At 42.7% G+C, this 18,440-nt stretch carries 20 protein-coding genes; 17 read left to right on the forward strand and 3 right to left on the reverse strand.

What is annotated here, in order from left to right; genetic code table 11:
* Positions 1-181: 181 nt before the first annotated feature.
* Positions 182-967, forward strand: a complete 786-nt coding sequence (locus BM200_RS12710) for an aminoglycoside 6-adenylyltransferase (protein WP_091185753.1) — start codon at positions 182-184, stop codon at positions 965-967.
* 415 nt (positions 968-1,382) lie between these two features.
* Here BM200_RS12710 and BM200_RS12715 read toward each other — a convergent pair whose 3' ends face one another.
* Complete coding sequence (locus tag BM200_RS12715; protein ID WP_091185755.1) at positions 1,383-1,961, reverse strand: TetR/AcrR family transcriptional regulator; 579 nt, start codon at positions 1,959-1,961, stop codon at positions 1,383-1,385.
* Positions 1,962-2,341: 380 nt separating this feature from the next.
* Here BM200_RS12715 and BM200_RS12720 point away from each other — a divergent pair, with 380 nt between their 5' ends.
* The 14 genes from BM200_RS12720 to BM200_RS30210 all read left to right on the forward strand — a co-directional run bounded on the left by BM200_RS12720 (position 2,342) and on the right by BM200_RS30210 (position 14,949).
* Positions 2,342-3,622 carry a glycosyltransferase gene (locus BM200_RS12720; RefSeq protein WP_091185758.1) on the forward strand — a complete coding sequence of 427 codons (1,281 nt, stop codon included), beginning with the start codon at positions 2,342-2,344 and terminating at the stop codon, positions 3,620-3,622.
* 50 nt (positions 3,623-3,672) lie between these two features.
* Positions 3,673-4,407, forward strand: a complete 735-nt coding sequence (locus BM200_RS12725; protein ID WP_091185760.1) for a sugar phosphate nucleotidyltransferase — start codon at positions 3,673-3,675, stop codon at positions 4,405-4,407.
* Positions 4,408-4,429: 22 nt separating this feature from the next.
* Entirely contained in the window at positions 4,430-4,975 is a 546-nt protein-coding gene (gene rfbC / locus BM200_RS12730; RefSeq protein ID WP_091186319.1) for a dTDP-4-dehydrorhamnose 3,5-epimerase, read from the forward strand.
* A gap of 13 nt (positions 4,976-4,988) precedes the next feature.
* On the forward strand, positions 4,989-5,984 hold the full coding sequence (gene rfbB, locus BM200_RS12735; protein ID WP_091185762.1) for a dTDP-glucose 4,6-dehydratase: 996 nt from the start codon (positions 4,989-4,991) through the stop codon (positions 5,982-5,984).
* A 9-nt stretch (positions 5,985-5,993) separates the two neighbouring features.
* On the forward strand, positions 5,994-6,845 hold the full coding sequence (rfbD, locus tag BM200_RS12740; RefSeq protein ID WP_091185764.1) for a dTDP-4-dehydrorhamnose reductase: 852 nt from the start codon (positions 5,994-5,996) through the stop codon (positions 6,843-6,845).
* 47 nt (positions 6,846-6,892) lie between these two features.
* The gene (locus BM200_RS12745) at positions 6,893-7,765 is read left to right on the forward strand and encodes an alpha/beta fold hydrolase (protein WP_091185767.1); all 873 of its coding nucleotides are present in this window, start codon (positions 6,893-6,895) and stop codon (positions 7,763-7,765) included.
* 401 nt (positions 7,766-8,166) lie between these two features.
* Positions 8,167-9,399 (forward strand): cation:proton antiporter, encoded by a 1,233-nt coding sequence (locus tag BM200_RS12750; protein ID WP_091185769.1) that lies wholly within the window; start codon positions 8,167-8,169, stop codon positions 9,397-9,399.
* A gap of 153 nt (positions 9,400-9,552) precedes the next feature.
* Positions 9,553-10,833 (forward strand): ArsB/NhaD family transporter, encoded by a 1,281-nt coding sequence (locus tag BM200_RS12755; protein WP_091185772.1) that lies wholly within the window; start codon positions 9,553-9,555, stop codon positions 10,831-10,833.
* A gap of 54 nt (positions 10,834-10,887) precedes the next feature.
* Complete coding sequence (locus BM200_RS12760; RefSeq protein WP_091185774.1) at positions 10,888-11,133, forward strand: hypothetical protein; 246 nt, start codon at positions 10,888-10,890, stop codon at positions 11,131-11,133.
* Positions 11,134-11,152: 19 nt separating this feature from the next.
* Complete coding sequence (locus BM200_RS12765; protein WP_091185777.1) at positions 11,153-12,526, forward strand: TrkH family potassium uptake protein; 1,374 nt, start codon at positions 11,153-11,155, stop codon at positions 12,524-12,526.
* A 128-nt stretch (positions 12,527-12,654) separates the two neighbouring features.
* Positions 12,655-12,912: a hypothetical protein gene (locus tag BM200_RS12770; protein ID WP_245772993.1), complete on the forward strand. Its 258-nt coding sequence runs from the start codon at positions 12,655-12,657 to the stop codon at positions 12,910-12,912.
* Between the two features lie 143 nt (positions 12,913-13,055).
* Positions 13,056-13,955, forward strand: a complete 900-nt coding sequence (locus BM200_RS12775) for an ABC transporter ATP-binding protein (RefSeq protein ID WP_091185780.1) — start codon at positions 13,056-13,058, stop codon at positions 13,953-13,955.
* On the forward strand, positions 13,945-14,742 hold the full coding sequence (locus tag BM200_RS12780) for an ABC transporter permease subunit (protein WP_091185782.1): 798 nt from the start codon (positions 13,945-13,947) through the stop codon (positions 14,740-14,742). Before BM200_RS12775 ends, BM200_RS12780 begins: the two co-directional genes overlap by 11 nt.
* Positions 14,743-14,772: 30 nt before the next feature.
* Positions 14,773-14,949, forward strand: coding sequence for a hypothetical protein (locus BM200_RS30210; protein WP_217649566.1), 177 nt, complete (start codon positions 14,773-14,775; stop codon positions 14,947-14,949).
* A 39-nt stretch (positions 14,950-14,988) separates the two neighbouring features.
* Here the strand turns inward: BM200_RS30210 and BM200_RS12785 are convergent, their stop codons facing one another.
* Positions 14,989-15,168 carry a hypothetical protein gene (locus BM200_RS12785; protein WP_091185785.1) on the reverse strand — a complete coding sequence of 60 codons (180 nt, stop codon included), beginning with the start codon at positions 15,166-15,168 and terminating at the stop codon, positions 14,989-14,991.
* Between the two features lie 226 nt (positions 15,169-15,394).
* Positions 15,395-15,955: a GbsR/MarR family transcriptional regulator gene (locus tag BM200_RS12790; protein ID WP_091185787.1), complete on the reverse strand. Its 561-nt coding sequence runs from the start codon at positions 15,953-15,955 to the stop codon at positions 15,395-15,397.
* A 452-nt stretch (positions 15,956-16,407) separates the two neighbouring features.
* Between BM200_RS12790 and BM200_RS12795 the strand changes: the two genes are divergently transcribed.
* Both BM200_RS12795 and BM200_RS12800 read left to right on the forward strand, forming a co-directional pair.
* Complete coding sequence (locus BM200_RS12795; RefSeq protein WP_091185790.1) at positions 16,408-17,607, forward strand: quaternary amine ABC transporter ATP-binding protein; 1,200 nt, start codon at positions 16,408-16,410, stop codon at positions 17,605-17,607.
* Positions 17,604-18,437 carry an ABC transporter permease gene (locus tag BM200_RS12800; RefSeq protein ID WP_091185793.1) on the forward strand — a complete coding sequence of 278 codons (834 nt, stop codon included), beginning with the start codon at positions 17,604-17,606 and terminating at the stop codon, positions 18,435-18,437. The genes BM200_RS12795 and BM200_RS12800 overlap by 4 nt, the downstream gene beginning before the upstream one ends.
* The last annotated feature ends 3 nt before the right edge of the window (positions 18,438-18,440 follow it).

The following is an 18,440-nucleotide window of genomic DNA, read 5'->3' on the forward strand; positions in this document are numbered from 1 at the left end:
ATTTCTTGGGAAGGGCGCTGAAAGCTCAGCATTTTTATTGAAAGAAAGGGCAATTTAGCTTAACAAGAAAGAATATTTTACCTATCGAGAGTAAAATAATCACTATTGAAATTTATACATCTATTGTGTTAATCTGTCATAATACCTACTTTTAGTAGGTCAATTTACAGGAGTGATTTGCATGTTAAAACAGCATGAAAATTTTATCCAAAAAGTAAAAAAGCAAATAAAAGAAGATGAACGTTTTATAGGTATACTTGCAGGTGGTTCAATGATAAACAATACTATGGATCAGTTTAGTGATCTTGATTTGATTCTTGTTTATGACTCAACCTTCCAAGACGAAATAATGATGAATAGACTGCAAATTGCAAGTAGATTTGGTCATCTTTTATCGGGATTTACTGGGGAGCATGTAGGTGAGCCTCGACTACTAATTTGCTTGTACAATGCCCCTATTCTTCATGTGGATTTAAAATTTGTAACCATTGAAGAGGTAACTCATGGAGTGGAAAAACCTATTTTAGTTTGGCAAAGGGATTCATCTTTAAGTCAGGTACTAAGTGAAAACAATTATTCTTTTCCCTATCCAGATATGCAATGGGTTGAAGATCGATTTTGGGTTTGGATACATTATGTTGCTACTAAACTTGGAAGAGGGGAATTGTTTGAAGTAGTTGATTTCCTTTCATTTCTCAGAGGAACGGTTATCGGACCGCTAGTGCTTATGAAAAACAATTCATTACCAAGAGGGGTAAGAAGAATTGAAGAAGATGCACCAGACTTCATAGAGAAATTAGAAAAAACAGTAGCCATCCACGAAAGGGAAAGCTGTTATAAAGCAATTAAATTTACAATATCATTTTATTTAAATCTTAGATCAGATTATGAAATCCATATCCTAATAAAATCAGAGGCTCAACAAGAATCTATTAAGTATTTAGAAGAAGTATATGAGGGAATATAGAAATTCCTTGTTCAACTAACCGGGAACGTTAGTTCAGAAACACCATGACAGCAGCCGTCACTATTCGGCTGCTATTTTTGTTGGAGGTTTCGGATGAGAAAGAATGGATAGATGCAGCAAAGTTATTAGCTAACAATCCGACCTTCTCAATCAAATGTCCGGATTGTGGAAGTTACATGCCAGAGGATTAGAAGCAGCTTTTTTCACACTCAAGAGTTAACGGAATAGGAATTGAAGACAGAGCCAAAAAGCTTTGTAGACATGGTGAATCGTGAACACAAGAAAGAGCTATTGGAAACATCCAATAGCTCAATCCTCGCAAATCCTCGGTAACAATACGCGTAACAGGATTCGGGTTCCTCTTTTTCTATAATTATTATCGTCAAGTTATTGTGTAGACTTAGTATAGGATTCTTTAAGCGTCAAGCATCGCTATGGAAATATCTGCTATTTGATGCAGCTTCTTTTTATCAGTGGACGTTCGAACTAATACTCTTAATCCAATCAGTGTAGTCTGCAAAAAAGCCGCAAGTAATTTTGCATCTTTATCAATAGGAATCTCGCCCGACTGCTGACCTTTTTGAATGATGTCTAACAGAACTTTCTCCCCGTTATTAAAACCTTCGTTTGTTATTTCACGTACTTCCGGATCCCTCAAAGCGAGTTCGGTCGCAGAATTCACAAACAAGCAGCCTAACGGTCGATCGTCATTCACTTCAATCAGCAAATCAAAGATGAAGCGAATGGCCTGTTTCGCCGAACGACCGCGTATTACTTCTGCCTGAATAGTTGCTGTTTTGTGTTTCTCGTACAGTTCCAGCGTCTTTACAAAGAGGCTATGCTTATCGCCAAAAGTATCATACAGGCTTCTGCGATGTATCCCCATATGCGTAACAAGGTCCTGTAACGAGGTTTTTTCATAACCCTTTTCCCAGAATAAATACATTGCCTTTAAAAGTACTTCTCTCTCATCGAACTCTTTGCTTCTTGTCATCGTTTTCACCTCTTCAGAACGATTTTATCATATTAGAACAATCGGTAAAAGAACGATCATGAACAATTTAACGAAAAACTAATAATACCTAATCAATCCTTATTATCCCTTTTAATTAAAACAATCTCAGGTCCAAATAAGCCAGAATATTATATTTTTTAAACATAAAATTACTAACCGGAAGAATTTATGAAATATTAAGTTTGCGATAGATTCGTTGACAAAACGTTGATGGAGTTCCATTATGAGAATGATCGATCTCATTACTGCGCAGGTAAAAAAATCGACAACCAAGAGGACTTCTATTCATCCGCTGAACTAGTCAATTTCCAGATAAAACATTAAATGTTTGCTATAGCGCAAAAGAAAGAGGTTCTATTATGTCAAAAGTTATCATTCCCATTACACCTGTATATGGACACGTCGCTCCCATGCTGTCTATAGCCAAAGACCTTATACGCCGCGGTCACGAGGTGACTATTATTACTGGATCTATATTCAAGGAGGCTGTCGAAAAGACAGGCGCCGCATTTGTTTCATTTACTGGTGCAGCCGATTGGAAGCCCGAGGAATTATTAGACCCCGAGCGACTCGCCCTGGAAGGGCCGACTCAGGTTAACTATGACCTGCAGCGTTATTTCGTTAGCGCTATTCCAAGCCAATATGTAGCGCTGCAACAAGAACTGGAGAAGTATGGAGACGACCAAGCGATTGTAATGGCAGAATCATTCGGATTCTCAATCTCGCCAGCATTGCATGGTGCCCCAGGTGTACGAGCGAAGGGATATATAGTCGTAGGTGTTATACCACTTGCAATTTCCAGCATTGATGCTGCGCCATTTGGTATGGGACTCGAACCGGATAGCTCAGAAGAGGGACGTGCACGCAACATCGAGCTTAATGGCTTAATGAAAAATACCGTATTCGGGGATGCACAGAAGCTCTATGAAATGGTGTTGACGGATCTAGGAGCGACCGGGGAAATACCATACCTTCTTGATAGTTGCATACGTGCTGACAGCTATCTTCAGTTGTCTGTAGAGGAACTGAGCTATAAACGATCGGACCTGCCTGAAAGCGTCCGCTTCATCGGTGCGCTTCCTACCCCGCCTTCCGTAGATGCTAAATTGCCAGTATGGTGGTCGGATGTGTTAGAAGCTAAAAAGGTTGTCGTTGTAACACAGGGAACAGTAGCAAACGGTGACTTCAGTTATCTGATAGAGCCAACATTAGAAGCGCTAGCTGATCTGCCGGTTCTAGTTATTGCGGCGACAGGCAGCAAGAATGAAGTCAAAAACATACCGGCCAATGCACGTGTCGCGGATTTTATTCCTTTCGTCGATCTCCTTCCGCATACCAATGTTCTCGTCACAAACGGTGGATTTGGTGGGACGCAGCAGGCGTTAAGTTTCGGAGTGCCGATGGTATTGGCCGGCATTTCCGAAGATAAGATTGAGGGTAACGCTCGTACGGCCCATACTGGTGCCGCAATCAATCTCAAAACCCAATCACCGACGCCAGAGGCGATTCGGGAAGCGGTCCTTAACGTACTCAATAAGCCGGAATTCTTAGCGAATGCACAGAGATTGAAGGCGGAATATGCTGCCCTTGATCCGTACACGGCCATCGCGAATGTCGTCGCCGAGTTAGACGCCAAATAATATTATCCTTGTCATCCTATATTGATGACCGGGAGATAAGGGGGATATTAATGAAGGGAATTATTCTCGCAGGCGGGACGGGATCCAGACTGTTTCCACTAACCAAAGTGATGAATAAACATTTATTGCCCGTCGGTAAATATCCCATGATATTCTATCCGGTTTTTAAATTAAAACAAGCCGGCATCACCGAAATTCTTGTCGTAACAGGAAAAGAGCATTTGGGGGATGTTGTTAACCTGCTCGGGAGTGGCCGAGAGATGAACGTTACATTCACTTATAAAGTTCAAGATAAAGCCGGAGGGATTGCCCAGGCTTTAGATTTAGCCGAACAATTCGTAGGCAGTGACAAAATGGCTGTTATTCTCGGGGATAATGTGTTTGAAGAGAGTATTGCTCCTTTTGTGAATAATTTTAAAGAGCAGTGCAAAGGTGCGAAAATATTGATCCGAGAAGTACAAGCCCCAGAGAGATATGGTGTGGCAGAGCTATTAGAAGATAAGATCATATCGATTGAGGAGAAACCCCGATATCCGAAAAGCAATTATGCTGTCACGGGTATTTATATGTTCGACAACTCCGTTTTTGATATCGTGAAGACACTGAAACCATCCGATCGCGGCGAATTGGAAATTACGGATGTGAATAATGCTTATATCGAGAGAAACGAGCTCACATTTGATATCCTGAAGGGTTGGTGGACTGATGCGGGGACGCATGAGTCGTTAGTACACGCTAATGAACTAGCCAAGGATTTACTTCTAGATGACAACTACTGGAATTAATAATGGTAAGGTGTTGGTGCTAATGAATTTCATTCCTACAAGGCTAGAAGGATTATATGTTGTTGAGCCGGAGGTTCATGGTGATTCCCGAGGCTTCTTCATGGAGAGTTACAGTCAGGCAACATTTGCTGAGCATGGCATCGACACTCCATTTGTTCAGGATAATCATTCCTTGTCCGCTCAGAGCGGGGTTATAAGAGGCTTGCATTATCAATTAAATCCCCATGCTCAAACAAAACTAGTTCGTGTAATTACAGGAGCCATTTATGATGTTGCGGTTGATATCCGCCCAAATTCTTCTACCTTCGGCCAATGGGTAGGTGTCATCCTAAGTGAGGCTAATAAACGGCAGCTGCTTATCCCACGAGGCTTTGCACATGGCTTTTGTACCATAGTTCCCAATACGCAAGTTCTATATAAGGTTGATGCTTTTTACTCTCCTGAGCAGGATCGGGGGATACTTTGGAGTGACCCCGCATTAAATATTGATTGGCCTACAGTGAATCCTATATTATCGGGTAAAGATCAGGAGCATCCGCTACTTGTTAATGCGGAACTAAATTTCTAGGAGCAATAAGGTCATGAAAATACTAGTCACAGGAGGAGCTGGATTTATTGGCAGCAACTTCATTCATTATATGCTGGATCGCTACCCGAATTATGAACTAATTAATTTAGATGCATTAACGTACGCGGGAAATCTAACGAATTTGTCAATAATTCCAAGAGGCAGCAAGCATTCATTTATAAAAGGCGATATCACAAACAAAGAACAAATGAACCGTTTGTTTGGACAGGGAATTGATATCGTTGTTCATTTTGCGGCTGAATCTCATGTGGATCGCAGTATTGTGGAACCAGATATTTTTACAAAGACCAATGTATTAGGCACGCAAGTCTTACTTGATGCTGCTGTAAAAGTTGGAGTTAAGAAGTTTGTTCATGTCTCTACGGATGAGGTGTATGGAACGCTTGGCGAAACAGGGCTATTTACCGAGCAAACACCACTTCATCCTAATAGTCCTTATGCGGCAAGTAAAGCTGGATCCGATCTGCTTGTACGTGCCTATCATGAGACATTCGGTTTGCCAGTTAACATTACACGCTGTTCGAATAACTATGGGCCCTATCAATTTCCTGAGAAATTAATCCCGCTCATGCTTGTAAATGCATTAAACGATCGTCCTCTTCCGATCTACGGAGACGGCTTGTATGTCCGTGATTGGTTGTATGTAGAGGATCATTGCCATGCTATTGATCTTGTGCTGCACCAAGGCAAGAACGGGGAAGTTTATAACATTGGCGGGAGTAATGAGAAGACGAATATTCAGATTGTGCAGACGATTCTAAAGGAGCTTGGAAAGCCAGAATCATTAATCCAGCATGTTCCTGATCGTTTAGGGCATGATCGTCGTTATGGGATTGATGCAACCAAGATTATGAATGAACTGGGATGGTATCCGAAACGTAATTTTGAGATAGGTATTCATGAGACAATTCGGTGGTACTTGGATCATCAAGACTGGTGGATGTCAATCCTAACTGGTCATTCTTCAGAGCCAAGACATCACGGTTAGGGGAATGCCATGAAGATATTAGTGACAGGTGCGTATGGCCAGTTAGGTCACGATGTTGTCAAACTTTTTTCGGTTAGTCATGAAGTTTTGGGTCTTGGTAGAAAGCAGCTTGATATTACGAATGAGACACAGTGTGTAGAGGTAATTGAAGCTTTTAAACCAGATGTCGTCATCCATTGCGCTGCTTTCACAGATGTAGATTTGGCCGAATCCGAGGAAGAACTAGCTTTCAAAATGAATGATTTTGGTACCCAAAATGTAGCAAGAGCCTCAGCAAATATAGGGGCAAAGCTATGTTATATCAGTACGGATTATGTTTTCGATGGTAAGGCTTCTAATCCATATGTGGAATATGCGCCTACAAATCCACAAAGTGTCTATGGAAAGTCAAAGCGGGCCGGAGAGCTTGCCGCCCAAATGTTTTCCGCCCGATATTTTATCGTAAGGACCTCCTGGGTATATGGGCAGAACGGGGAAAATTTCGTTAAAACTATGCTGAAATTGGCTCAGGAACGAGATAGGTTAGAAGTAGTTAGTGATCAATTCGGATCTCCTACCTATACCAAGGATCTTGTCCATTTTTTAGTACAACTTATCAGTTCGGAGAAATATGGCATATATCACGCATCAAACACAGGGATCTGTTCCTGGTATGATTTTGCCCTTGCGATTATGGAGGAGAGTGGGTACAAAGTGGAGATAAAGCCATGTTCCACGGATGACTTTCCACGACCTGCGCCTCGTCCGAAGTACTCGGCAATCGCGCATACGGCGATCCACTCTAATGGATTTGAAGACTTTCGTCCATGGCGTAAAGCATTAGAGGAATTTTTGAAGTCGTTCGGCGTTTATGGCAAGTAAAGGTGAACTTACAATTAATAATTAACCAAGAAAGAAGGAATTTAAGAATGAATCCATCTAATCATGATATCAAAGCTGGAGAACATGAAATCTTCATCGACGGTGTGCGTCAAGTTTATCACGTAGCTGGCAACGGCCCCGTTTGTTTGGTTCATTCGGGCGGACCTGGATTTCACTGGAAGTATCTGCAGATGCTAGAGCTGGAGAAAACAATGACAATGGTGTACTTAGAGCCTGTAGGAACAGGTAAATCAGATAGGCTGCCAGACGGAGACTATAGTATGTCTCGGTATGCGTATTTCGCACATAAAGTAGCCGAGCATATCGGAGCTCAAAAGTATTACTTCCTGGGTCATGCTCATGGCGGTGGCGTTGGCATTCAATACGCTTTGGATTATCCGAACGAACTTGGCGGTCTGATCCTCCAATCCAGTGCTCCTTCCATGGGGCCAGAACTGTATATGGAGCAATTCAAACAAATTGAGAACTTTGCAGAGCGTTGGCCGGATAACGCGGAAGCTCAAGATGCGAAGCAGGCTATGATGGATTCGAAAAACGTAAGAGACAAAGAGTCGGCTCTGGCAGTTCTCCACCGCTTATTGCCCGCATACTTCGGTAACTACTGGAGCGTTAAGGAGAAAGTAGACAAATGGAAGGTTGTTCTGGATTTCTTCGGAGACCCTAACCGGCAGCCATATGAGTGGGATGTACGAGATATCCTGCACACGATCACCACGCCAACGCTCATTCTAGTTGGTGAATATGACGTCAACTGCGGGCCAAGGTGGTCCAAAGAATTGGCAGAAAAGATACCAGGATCTCACCTCGTAGTGTTTGAGCGGGGCGGTCATATGGAGCACGTTGAGCATACCGAGCAATTTACGCAAGCCGTTAATGAATTCGTTGCTCAAACAAAGTAATATGACTAATACTGGAAATCCAGCTTACTTGCATGTCAATCTAAACGAGTTCATCCGTCAATCCCATCTGATCGAGATCGTCAGCCTCTCCGTCCTTGTTAAATATAGACCGCGCTATTGCGCGGTTTTTTTGTTGTAATTGAGCTTATCGATTTAAGATGATTGGTCAAGGGAATGAATACGGATGACCTGGTTTGCCGGAAGGCATAACAACATATTTACAAAAGACCGTTCAACATGTTAGATTATGGATAAATAAAAAAACGGAAGTTCGGAGGAGCCTGCCAACAGCGGGCTCTTTTTGTCTTTTTATTCTAATCTTTCAAAGAGGTGAATGACAACAGCAGGGTTTAGGAAGAATGAAATCGGTAAGGTGTGATCAGGAAACGGAGGATATACCTATGGAATTATTTAATGAAACGTTTATTCAACTGTTAATACTGCTTGCCGTGTCCATGTTTGTCATTGCAGTTGCCAAGAAATTAAACCAGCCTTATTCCATTGCACTTGTTATTGTAGGACTTATACTCGGCGTGACTCATATTCCGTTATTAGAGGAAGCAGAGAGTTTTATTACCCAGTCGCATGTGTTTCAGGCGGTCATAATTTCGTTGTTTCTGCCGATTCTGCTTGGCGACGCAACACTGAAGCTGCCTGTGGCGCATTTGATGAAACATAGCAAGCCAGTGCTGGCTCTGGCGATTGGCGGAACCTTGCTTTCCTTCCTTCTTATTGCGGCAGGATCCTATTATTGGCTCGGGCTGCCGGTTGTAGTAGCATTTACATTCGCCTCCCTAATGAGTGCAACCGATCCGATTAGCGTTATTTCGATTTTTAAATCGCTAGGTGTACCCAAATCACTCGTTACGATTATTGAAGGCGAATCATTATTTAATGACGGTATAGCTGTTGTTTTGTTCCAGATTTCTTCCATTTATCTTCTCTCATATGTGGATATGGGCTGGGCAGGAGTTGGCGGCGGGCTGTGGTTGTTTCTAAAATTTGCGGTTGGCGGGATCGCCATTGGGGTTGTGATGGGATGGATCTTTTCGCAGCTGATCCGGTTTTACGATGATTACCCGCTGGAAATCGGGTTTTCAATGCTTTTATTTTTTGGCAGCTTTTTTATCGCCGAGCATTTCCATGTCTCCGGTGTCATTGCGGTAGTTGTAAGCGGACTGATTTTTGGCAGCTATGGTGCCCGTATCGGCATGTCAGCTACAACCAGAATGAATATCGATTCGTTCTGGGACGTGGTTACGCTGGTTGCGAATTCGCTGATTTTCCTCATGATTGGACTTGAAATCAAAAATGTCGATTTCTCGGATAAATGGTTATTGATTGCAGGTGCTATCGTTATTGTACTGGTTGTCCGGACCATTGCGCTTTACACTAGCGTTGCCATGCTGCGTGAGTTTCCTAGGGCGTGGAAGTCAATTCTGAACTGGGGAGGCTTAAAGGGAAGCCTGTCGATTGCGCTTGCTTTAAGTCTGCCAGACTCTTTTGAAGGCAAAGATGACGTACTTGTGCTTGCTTTTAGCGTTGTGCTGTTCTCTCTCCTCGTTCAAGGTTTAACCATCAAGCCGCTTGTGTTGAAGCTGGGACTTGGAGAAGGGGAAAAACAGGCGGAATAGAGACATTCTCAAGTTTTGACTTTACAAGTCGGACTTCCATTGTGTAAACTTGTAAAATAATTTTATAAGTATTTTCCGGTGGAGCCTGTCATTTGCGGGCTCCTTTTGTCTTTTTTTGGGAATACTTAGTTAATAGTACATTTGGGAGGGCATATGGAACAACAAGCCATTTGGGCCATTATTATTTTTTTGGCGGCCTACGCACTTATTATTACAGAAAAAATTCATCGAACCATTATCGCGATGTTGGGAGGGCTGATCGTCGTTGCGGCCGGTGTTGTCAACCAGGAAACTGTGCTGCATCATATTGATTTTAACACGCTTGGCTTGCTCATCGGGATGATGATTATCGTATCGATTACAGCGGATACCGGACTTTTCAAATTTATTGCGATATGGGCATCCAAAAAAGCGCAGGGCAAGCCTGTCCGGATTATGATCGTTTTGTCTCTTATAACGGCCGTAGGCTCTGCTTTTCTGGATAATGTAACGACCATTCTTCTGATGGTTCCGGTTACTTTCAGCATTACGAGACAGCTTAGAGTCAATCCGATTCCCTTCCTTATTACGCAAATTATTTCGTCCAATGTAGGTGGAACGGCTACTTTGATTGGCGATCCCCCGAACATTATGATCGGGAGTGCGGTGAAGGAGCTTACCTTCGGTGCTTTCATCACCAATCTAACCCCTATCATCATTATTATAATGGCAGTTTACGTTCTGTTGTTTATCTTACTGTTCCGCAAGCAGATTCAAACCACGCCGGAACGGACACAAAATATAATGGAACTGGAGCTTACCGGCATCATAACGGATAAAAAATTGTTGGTGCAAAGCTTATCCATCCTGGGACTAACGATATTGGCCTTTTTCCTTCATCAAATGCTGCATCTTGAATCAGCAGTCGTTGCATTATCCGGCGCGTTTATTCTGCTTCTGCTAACAGGAGAACACCGGATGGAGGATGCTTTTAGCAAGGTGGAATGGACCACAATCTTTTTCTTTATCGGCTTGTTCGCTCTTGTATCCGGGCTCGTGGAGACCGGAGTTATTGCGGATTTGGCTGCCAAAGCCATTGAACTGACGGATGGAGATCCCGTTGCAACCTCCATGCTGATTCTGTGGCTTAGCGCGATTGCATCGGCTTTTCTGGACAATATTCCGTTTGTTGCAACGATGATTCCCATGATCCAGGAAATGGGGAATATGGGCGTGCAAAATTTGGAGCCCTTGTGGTGGAGTCTTGCTCTTGGCGCCTGCCTCGGCGGCAACGGGACGCTTATTGGTGCCAGCGCTAATCTGATTGCGGCAGGGATGTCCGGCAAAGAAGGTTATCCAATCAAGTTTTTAGCTTACTTCAAGGTGGCTTTCCCGTTAATGATTTTATCCATCGTGTTATCCAGTGTATACGTTTATTTAAGATATCTTATATAACAGGGGGCGAATGCTATACTGGCTTATCAATACAACAACAAGGATCTTGAAATTGTGGAATCCAAAAACGGTGAAGATATTGAATTCCATCTTCAAGTACTTGATCATGCAGAGGAGATATTACCTAAGCTGAAGGCAGTGCGGGCTTTTTTCGAGAGCGATGATGTGTATACGGATGTCTTGTTCTATATTTACCCGAATCATCGGTATAGTGCAATTGTGCGTCCGGAATTTTATGCCGAATTTGTTCTGCAGCTTATGAAGCATCGGTTGTTGAAACGAGTAGAGTGGATCGGCTAACGAATTAAAGGAGTGTATTATGGCTGGAAATGAAGCAAGTGTTCCAACAGCAGAAGAACCTAGCAAATCGAAAAAAATTTCAGCGCCAAGAATAATTATTCTTGGCTTTGCTATATTGATTGTCTTTGGCATGATCCTTCTTGCTTTACCCGTATCATCGGCTTCGGGCAAGAGCATCGGATGGATCGATGCTCTGTTTATCGCCACCTCTGCGGTATGTGTAACGGGTTTATCCGTCGTGGATGTTCCCTCAACCTTTACCACATTCGGAGAGCTGGTCATTCTTGTGCTGATTCAAATCGGCGGCCTGGGGTTCATGGTATTCGGGGTTTTGTTTGCGATTGTTATCGGCAAAAAGATTGGATTGCGGGAAAGACTGCTTATTCAGCAGTCGATTAATTCCTATTCCCCACAAGGCGTGGTCAGACTGGCGTTAAATATATTTCTAATTGCGCTTATTATCGAATCCTTGGCTGCACTTGTTTTGGCTTTACGATGGTCAGGGGAGTATGGAACGGCAAGAGCAATGTACTACGGAGTTTTTCATGCAATATCTGCGTTTAATAATGCCGGTTTCTCGTTATGGTCAGACAGTCTGATGCGGTACGTGGGCGATCCAACCGTTAATATCGTCATTACGCTTCTGTTTATTTTTGGCGGGCTGGGCTTTACGGTTGTTCTTGACTTTTTGAAAAAACGAAATTGGAAGGATCTGTCCCTGCATAGCAAAATCGTTCTTACTACAAATGCGATACTTATCGGAAGCGGAACCGTTCTGATTTTAAGCATGGAACTGCTCAATCCCGAAACGTTCGGTCTGTTAACCTGGCCGCAGCGTTTATGGGCTAGCTATTTCCAAGGGGTTGTCACTCGAACAGCCGGATTTAATTCGATAGATACTGCTGCAATGCTGCCGACATCTCAATTGTTAATGATTATTCTGATGTTTATTGGCGGTTCGTCGGGTTCTACAGCAGGCGGAATCAAGACCAATACGTTTGCCGTACTTATCATGACCGTTTACGCCATTGTCAGAGGCAGAGAAGACGTTGAGATTTATAAGAGACGACTGGCAACCGATTTTATTTTGCGAGCATTGGCCGTTATCATTATTTCGCTTGGCGTCGTTCTTATTTGCGCCATTTTGCTTACGATAACGGAGCGGCATACCAATCACAATTTTATGGACATCCTTTTCGAGGCTACATCCGCATTTGGGACCGTGGGCATGACATTAGGTTTAACGGGGAAGCTGACAACTGCCGGGAAGTTGGTTATTATCGCAACGATGTTTATTGGGCGTCTTGGACCTCTAACACTGGCTTATGCGATGACAAGGTCATCGAAAAAACAATATTTCCGGTATCCGAAGGAAAAGCTGATGATAGGTTAATAAAAACAACCTGTCTCAAAAATTCCGATAATTCAGCGTTAAATGGAGTAGAGATAAATAGATTATCGTAAATTCATCTGAGCGGAGTGGGTTATATAAATTGGGTTGCTGTATTGGAGTATTATAAAGTGCGCAGGGAAATATTGAATGCTGAGCAAACAATAGTTAAAGAAGCAAGGAAGATGTTTCTGTACAAAGAAAAGATAAAGACAAAATACAGAGAAATCAGATTGGAAGATGTTTTGGATATATCCTACAAAAATATAGGAGACGGGGAGGGAATTCTTTATTTACATACAAATCAAGGAGTTTTTCCTTTTATGGTTTCCATGGATCCAAAACCATTTATCGAATCGTACTTTAAACTGGTTAATGGTATGATCTGATTTATTTAAGAATATGATGATGCTAAATAGCTGCATTTTTGGAGGAGCCTGTCACCAAGGGCGTACTGTGTCGATACACAGTCGTTGCTGGTGCAGGCTTTTTATATTGAGGGATTTCCAAAATTACTAAGGGAGTGAACGACATGCATATCGTTGACATTCATCATCTAACGAAGTATTACAAAAAAGACCGAGGTATAATTGATATTTCCTTCTCAATTGATGAAGGAGAAATATTCGGGTTTATTGGGCCAAATGGCGCCGGTAAAAGTACGACGATCCGTACACTGCTAAATTTTATTCATCCTACGGAAGGCAGAGCCACGATTTTTGGGAAGGATGTTGTTCGACATTCGAAGGAAATTCGAAGAAATGTGGGATATTTGCCGTCGGAGGTTCACTACTATGACGACATGAAAGTTATAGATTTGTTGTTGTATTCCCTTAAGTTCTACCCGAAGGGAGATATACATCGAATACATGAATTGTCCAGTCAACTTGAATTGGATCTTCATCGCAAGATAGAGGATCTGTCATTTGGCAATCGGAAAAAGGTTGGTATTGTTCAGGCACTGCTTCATTCCCCGAAGCTCCTTATACTCGACGAACCCACCAGTGGGCTTGATCCTCTCATGCAGCAAGTTTTCTTTCGCATGCTTGAGGATGAGCGCAGAAAAGGAACAACGATATTTTTTTCTTCTCACGTGCTTAGCGAAGTGCGTAACTTGTGCGACCGGGTTGCCATTGTTAAAGAGGGCCAACTCATCAAAGTAGAATCGATTGAAAGTTTGATGAAAAATCAACTTAGAAGTGTCATTCTTACGATTGACCATCCGGAACATGTGAGTTTAAACATCAATGGGATTGTGAAATGTGAAATTCGTGGAAACGAGATACAACTTTTGTATGGGGGCGATATTCGGGAATTGCTTAATGCAATAAACGTATTGGCTTATCAGGACATACGGATCGAAGAACCATCCTTGGATGAGATCTTTATGCATTATTATAAACAGGAAGGGGAGAAAACCAATGATCTTTAGAAGAGAGATTGTTCGTAATCTCAAGCCACTTTTGATTTGGAGTGGAATTATTGGAGGTCTAATTCTGTTGACATTAGCAGTCTTCCCACAAATGGCAAAGCAACAGGAAACAGTGGGAGCAATGATAGACTCGCTACCTGATGCAATGAAAAAAGCGTTTGGGATGGATCGCCTGGGGATGGATTCACTAATCGGCTACTATGGTATTCGCGTATATCTTATGCCTACTCTCGTTGGAAGTATCTATGCAGCAATACTCGCCGGCAACATTGTGGCAAAAGAATCAGCCGAGAAGACTATCGAATTTTTATTGTCCAAACCCGTTACAAGATTTCAAGTCATCGGACAGAAATTGTTGGCGGTTATAGTGAATTTAATTATTTTGAACACGATTATCGTACTAGCTGCTCTAGCGGGATTCCAGTTTGCAGAGACGTCGGATGTTAGCCCAGGTACGTTTTTATTACTCACACTCGCAACCTTCTTTTTGCATTTAACATTTGCTTCCATTGCCTTCTTGTTGTCTTCTGCATTGCGCCGTACAAGAAATATTACTTCAACGTCGCTTGGCATCGTGTTATTCTCCTATTTTCTCAATGTTATCTCTGCAATGTCTGAGGATCTTGCATTGATTAAACACTTTAGTTTTTTTCATTATATTGACGCAGCGGATATTATAACTACGAACGGAATTGATTCTAAGTATATTATTGTAATGGTCTCTATTGTAATTATTTGCTTAGCTACCGCTTTTAGCTATTTTAAGAAAAGGGACATTACGGTATAAAGCGAGTTTGCTCTGCGGAGGAGAAGGGGCATGAGTATATTGGCTGATCGATATGAGGATGACGTGTATTTGCAAGCAATCGTATTTTATAGCTCAATACGACACAACAGCAGCCAGAGATGGCTGCTGTTTTTATTAAAGGGCATGCCCAGTGGCACGTATCTTCAAGCCGGTGAAATTCCGGTCATGGAAGGAATAAGCCTATGAAAGCGCAATTGACCGCAAATTCAGTCTTATTTAACAAATCTATTCGCTCTGACTTGGTTTTTTACGAATGCTCACTAGCTCAAAAGCTTCTTTAGGAATCCCAAGTTCTATGGCCCGACTCTTCTTAATCACCATGGCCTGCTGTAAGCTGGTCGCTTGAAATTCAATGGTAGTACCAGCCGGATCTTCAAATGAATAGTAGCTCTTTTTGTTCGACATTAACTAACGCCTCTCCTTTTATCATATGATATTTCTTTTCAGTGTTATTTCCGCAATATACAAAAATCATTATGCGCTTCTTTCTTATAAATCATTCTGGCTGGCTTAACAAAAAATGAAATCATAAACACGGGGCTATTGATCCAGATATCCGGCTCGTTACTCCTCTGAAAAATGAAAAAGGGAGCCTGTTTGTGACCGGCTCCTTTAATACTTGTGTATTAACCTATTCTTCCTTTGGTTCCTTTGGAATGAAATCAAATATTTTACCTGACTCAAACGAATCAATTAAACGATGCAGCCAGTGGTAATAGTTGAGCGCTTCAATAATTTTTTGCTCATCAATGGAAGTGATCTCTTGGAGACTTCTGTTATCCGGATCCGTTGCTTGAAGCATGTGAATTTCCTTTAACGACTTCTCGAGAGAGGTCATATTACTTTCGACAGCTTTGCGCCATTTAATAGAAAAGAAATCCGTAAAGTTCTGATACCAATCCGGAACGACCTCGTAAAAGTCTTTCCTCGACCCTTTACCCCAAACTTTATCAATCATCTTCAAATCCATTAATGTACGCATCCCCGTACTCATGGATGTTTTGCTCATACCCATCGTTTGGCTCATTTGATCCAAGGTGATTGGTTCATTCTGAAAATACATATAACCGTACAGATGACCAATTGATAAGGTTATGCCGTATAGATCCATGTTTTTGCCAATTGAGTCAATCACACGCTGACGTGCTGTATGCAGCATGCGTGATTGCTCGGGCGATAAATTCTCATCCATAATTGCCTCCTGGGTGTCACCTTGTCACACTTCATAGATATTGTAAGCTTATCTGAAAATAAAAGTAAAGCATTCATTTCTATATGCATTTAGGAGGAAATTGGAGGGATTTAGAGTATTTATATCGCAAAGTTTAAACTGTACGTAATTTACGTACGGATATTAGTGTTGACTAAAAAAGGCATTAAGGCCTAAACTGTCGTCAGTACACTAACAAGCTCATGCTTACGAAGCAAGAATTGCTTCACAATTCTTTAAGCACATGCTTACGAAGCAAGGTTATCACAATTGGCCAAAATGGCGGCCATTAGTGGTGACAATCTTTTTAGAGCTAATGCTCACGAAGCAAGAATTGCTTCACAATTCTTTAAGCACATGCTTACGAAGCAAGATTATCACAAGTGGCCAAAATGGCGGCCATTTGTGGTGACAATCTTTTTAGGAGGGAAGAAATGTCCATCATCGAAGCCAAACAACTGACTAAAATATTCGGTAACCATCCGGAACAAGCGATGCAGTTCCTTAAGCAAGGATGGACGAAAGAACGAATTTTAAAAGAAACGAGAATGACAGTAGGGGTGAACCAGGCAAGCTTCACGATTGAGGAAGGTCAAATCTTCGTCATCATGGGTTTATCCGGGAGCGGCAAGTCCACTTTGATCCGCTTGTTGAATCGATTGATTGAGCCAACATCTGGTCAGCTCTTGTTCGAGGGGCGTGACATTGTACAGATGAGTTCCGCAGAGCTAAGACAATTCCGGCGAAAGAAAATGGGCATGGTCTTTCAAAAGTTTGCCCTGTTTCCTCACCGGACGGTCCAGCAAAATGTAGAATACGGTCTCGAGATTCAAGGGATAGAAAAGCAGTTCCGAAAGCAAAAGGCTGAACAAGCTCTGCAGCTGGTAGGCCTAAGCGGATGGGAAAACAGCTACCCGGATCAATTGAGCGGAGGAATGCAGCAGCGCGTTGGGCTCGCCCGAAGCCTTGCGAATGACCCGGATATTCTGCTGATGGATGAAGCATTTAGTGCGCTTGATCCGTTGATCCGCAAGGATATGCAGGATGAATTATTGCAGCTGCAATCCAGTATGAAGAAGACGATCATCTTTATTACTCATGATCTTGACGAAGCACTGCGCATCGGAGACAAGATCGCATTAATGAAAGATGGCGTTATCGTACAGATTGGCACGCCTGACGAAATATTGATAAATCCGGCTAACCCGTACGTTGAGAAATTTATAGAGGATGTTGATCTTTCCAAGGTGCTGACCGCAGCGCATGTCATGCGGAAGCCCGGAACGATTATGCTCGAACGTGGCCCTCGTGTTGCTCTTCAAATCATGAAGGAGCAAGGGATATCGAGCTTGTATGTGACTGATAAGGGGAAGAAGCTTCTAGGTGTCATAACCGCAGAGCTTGCCTCTGCCGCACTGAAAGAAGGCTTGCCGTTAGAGGGAATTTTAATCAAGGATTTACCGGTTATTTCTCCGGCAACCCCGTTAAATGAATTGTTTGAGCCCATGGCGGACTCTAAAATCCCGCTGGCTGTAACGGATGACGCGAACCGACTGCTAGGCATCGTGATCCGTGGAGCGGTCTTTGCCGCACTTGCCGGAAATGCTGTACCAGAAGCAGGTGCCGTCCGATGAATATTCCTAAGCTTCCACTTGGTAACTGGATTGAATCGTTAGAAAGCTGGTTAGAAAATCACTTTTCCCCGTTGTTTGACTTCATACGCCTGATTATAGGCTCCATCGTTGATTTTCTCCACAATGTTCTGCTCTTTAGTCCTTCGATCATCATGGTTCTGATCATAACGGCTTTAGCTTGGTTTCTTGGGAAATGGAAAGTCGCAGCATTTGCGTTTATCGGGCTGTTGCTTATTGATAATCTAGGCTATTGGGAAAATGCCATGGAAACATTAGCAATCGTGCTGACGGCATCACTGCTATCCATCATTATTGGCGTACCGACGGGCATTTTGTGCGCAAGGAGCTCTTTCATGCAAGGCATTATTACTCCTTTGCTTGATTTCATGCAGACAATGCCTGCATTCGTTTATTTGCTGCCCGCTGTTTCGTTCTTTTCCCTTGGCGTTGTGCCAGGTGTCATTGCATCCATTATATTTGCTGTGCCGCCTACGATCCGATTGACCAACTTGGGGATCCGGCAGGTTCCTTCGGAATTGGTTGAAGCAGCCGATGCCTTTGGATCAACGCCGAACCAGAAGCTGTTCAAGCTGCAGCTTCCTATGGCGCTTCCTACGATGATGGCAGGCATTAATCAGACCATTATGCTGTCGCTGTCCATGGTCGTTATTTCATCGATGATTGGTGCACAGGGACTTGGCGCTGATGTATATCGCGCGGTTACCCAAACCAAAACGGGAACCGGATTTGAAGCAGGCATTTCCATCGTCGTATTGGCTATTCTGTTAGATCGGATGTCTAACCATATCGTGAAAAAAAATAAACGCTAGAGG

It is taken from the genome of Paenibacillus catalpae (assembly GCF_900112695.1).
In the GTDB taxonomy this organism is placed as follows: Bacteria; Bacillota; Bacilli; order Paenibacillales; family Paenibacillaceae; genus Pristimantibacillus; species Pristimantibacillus catalpae.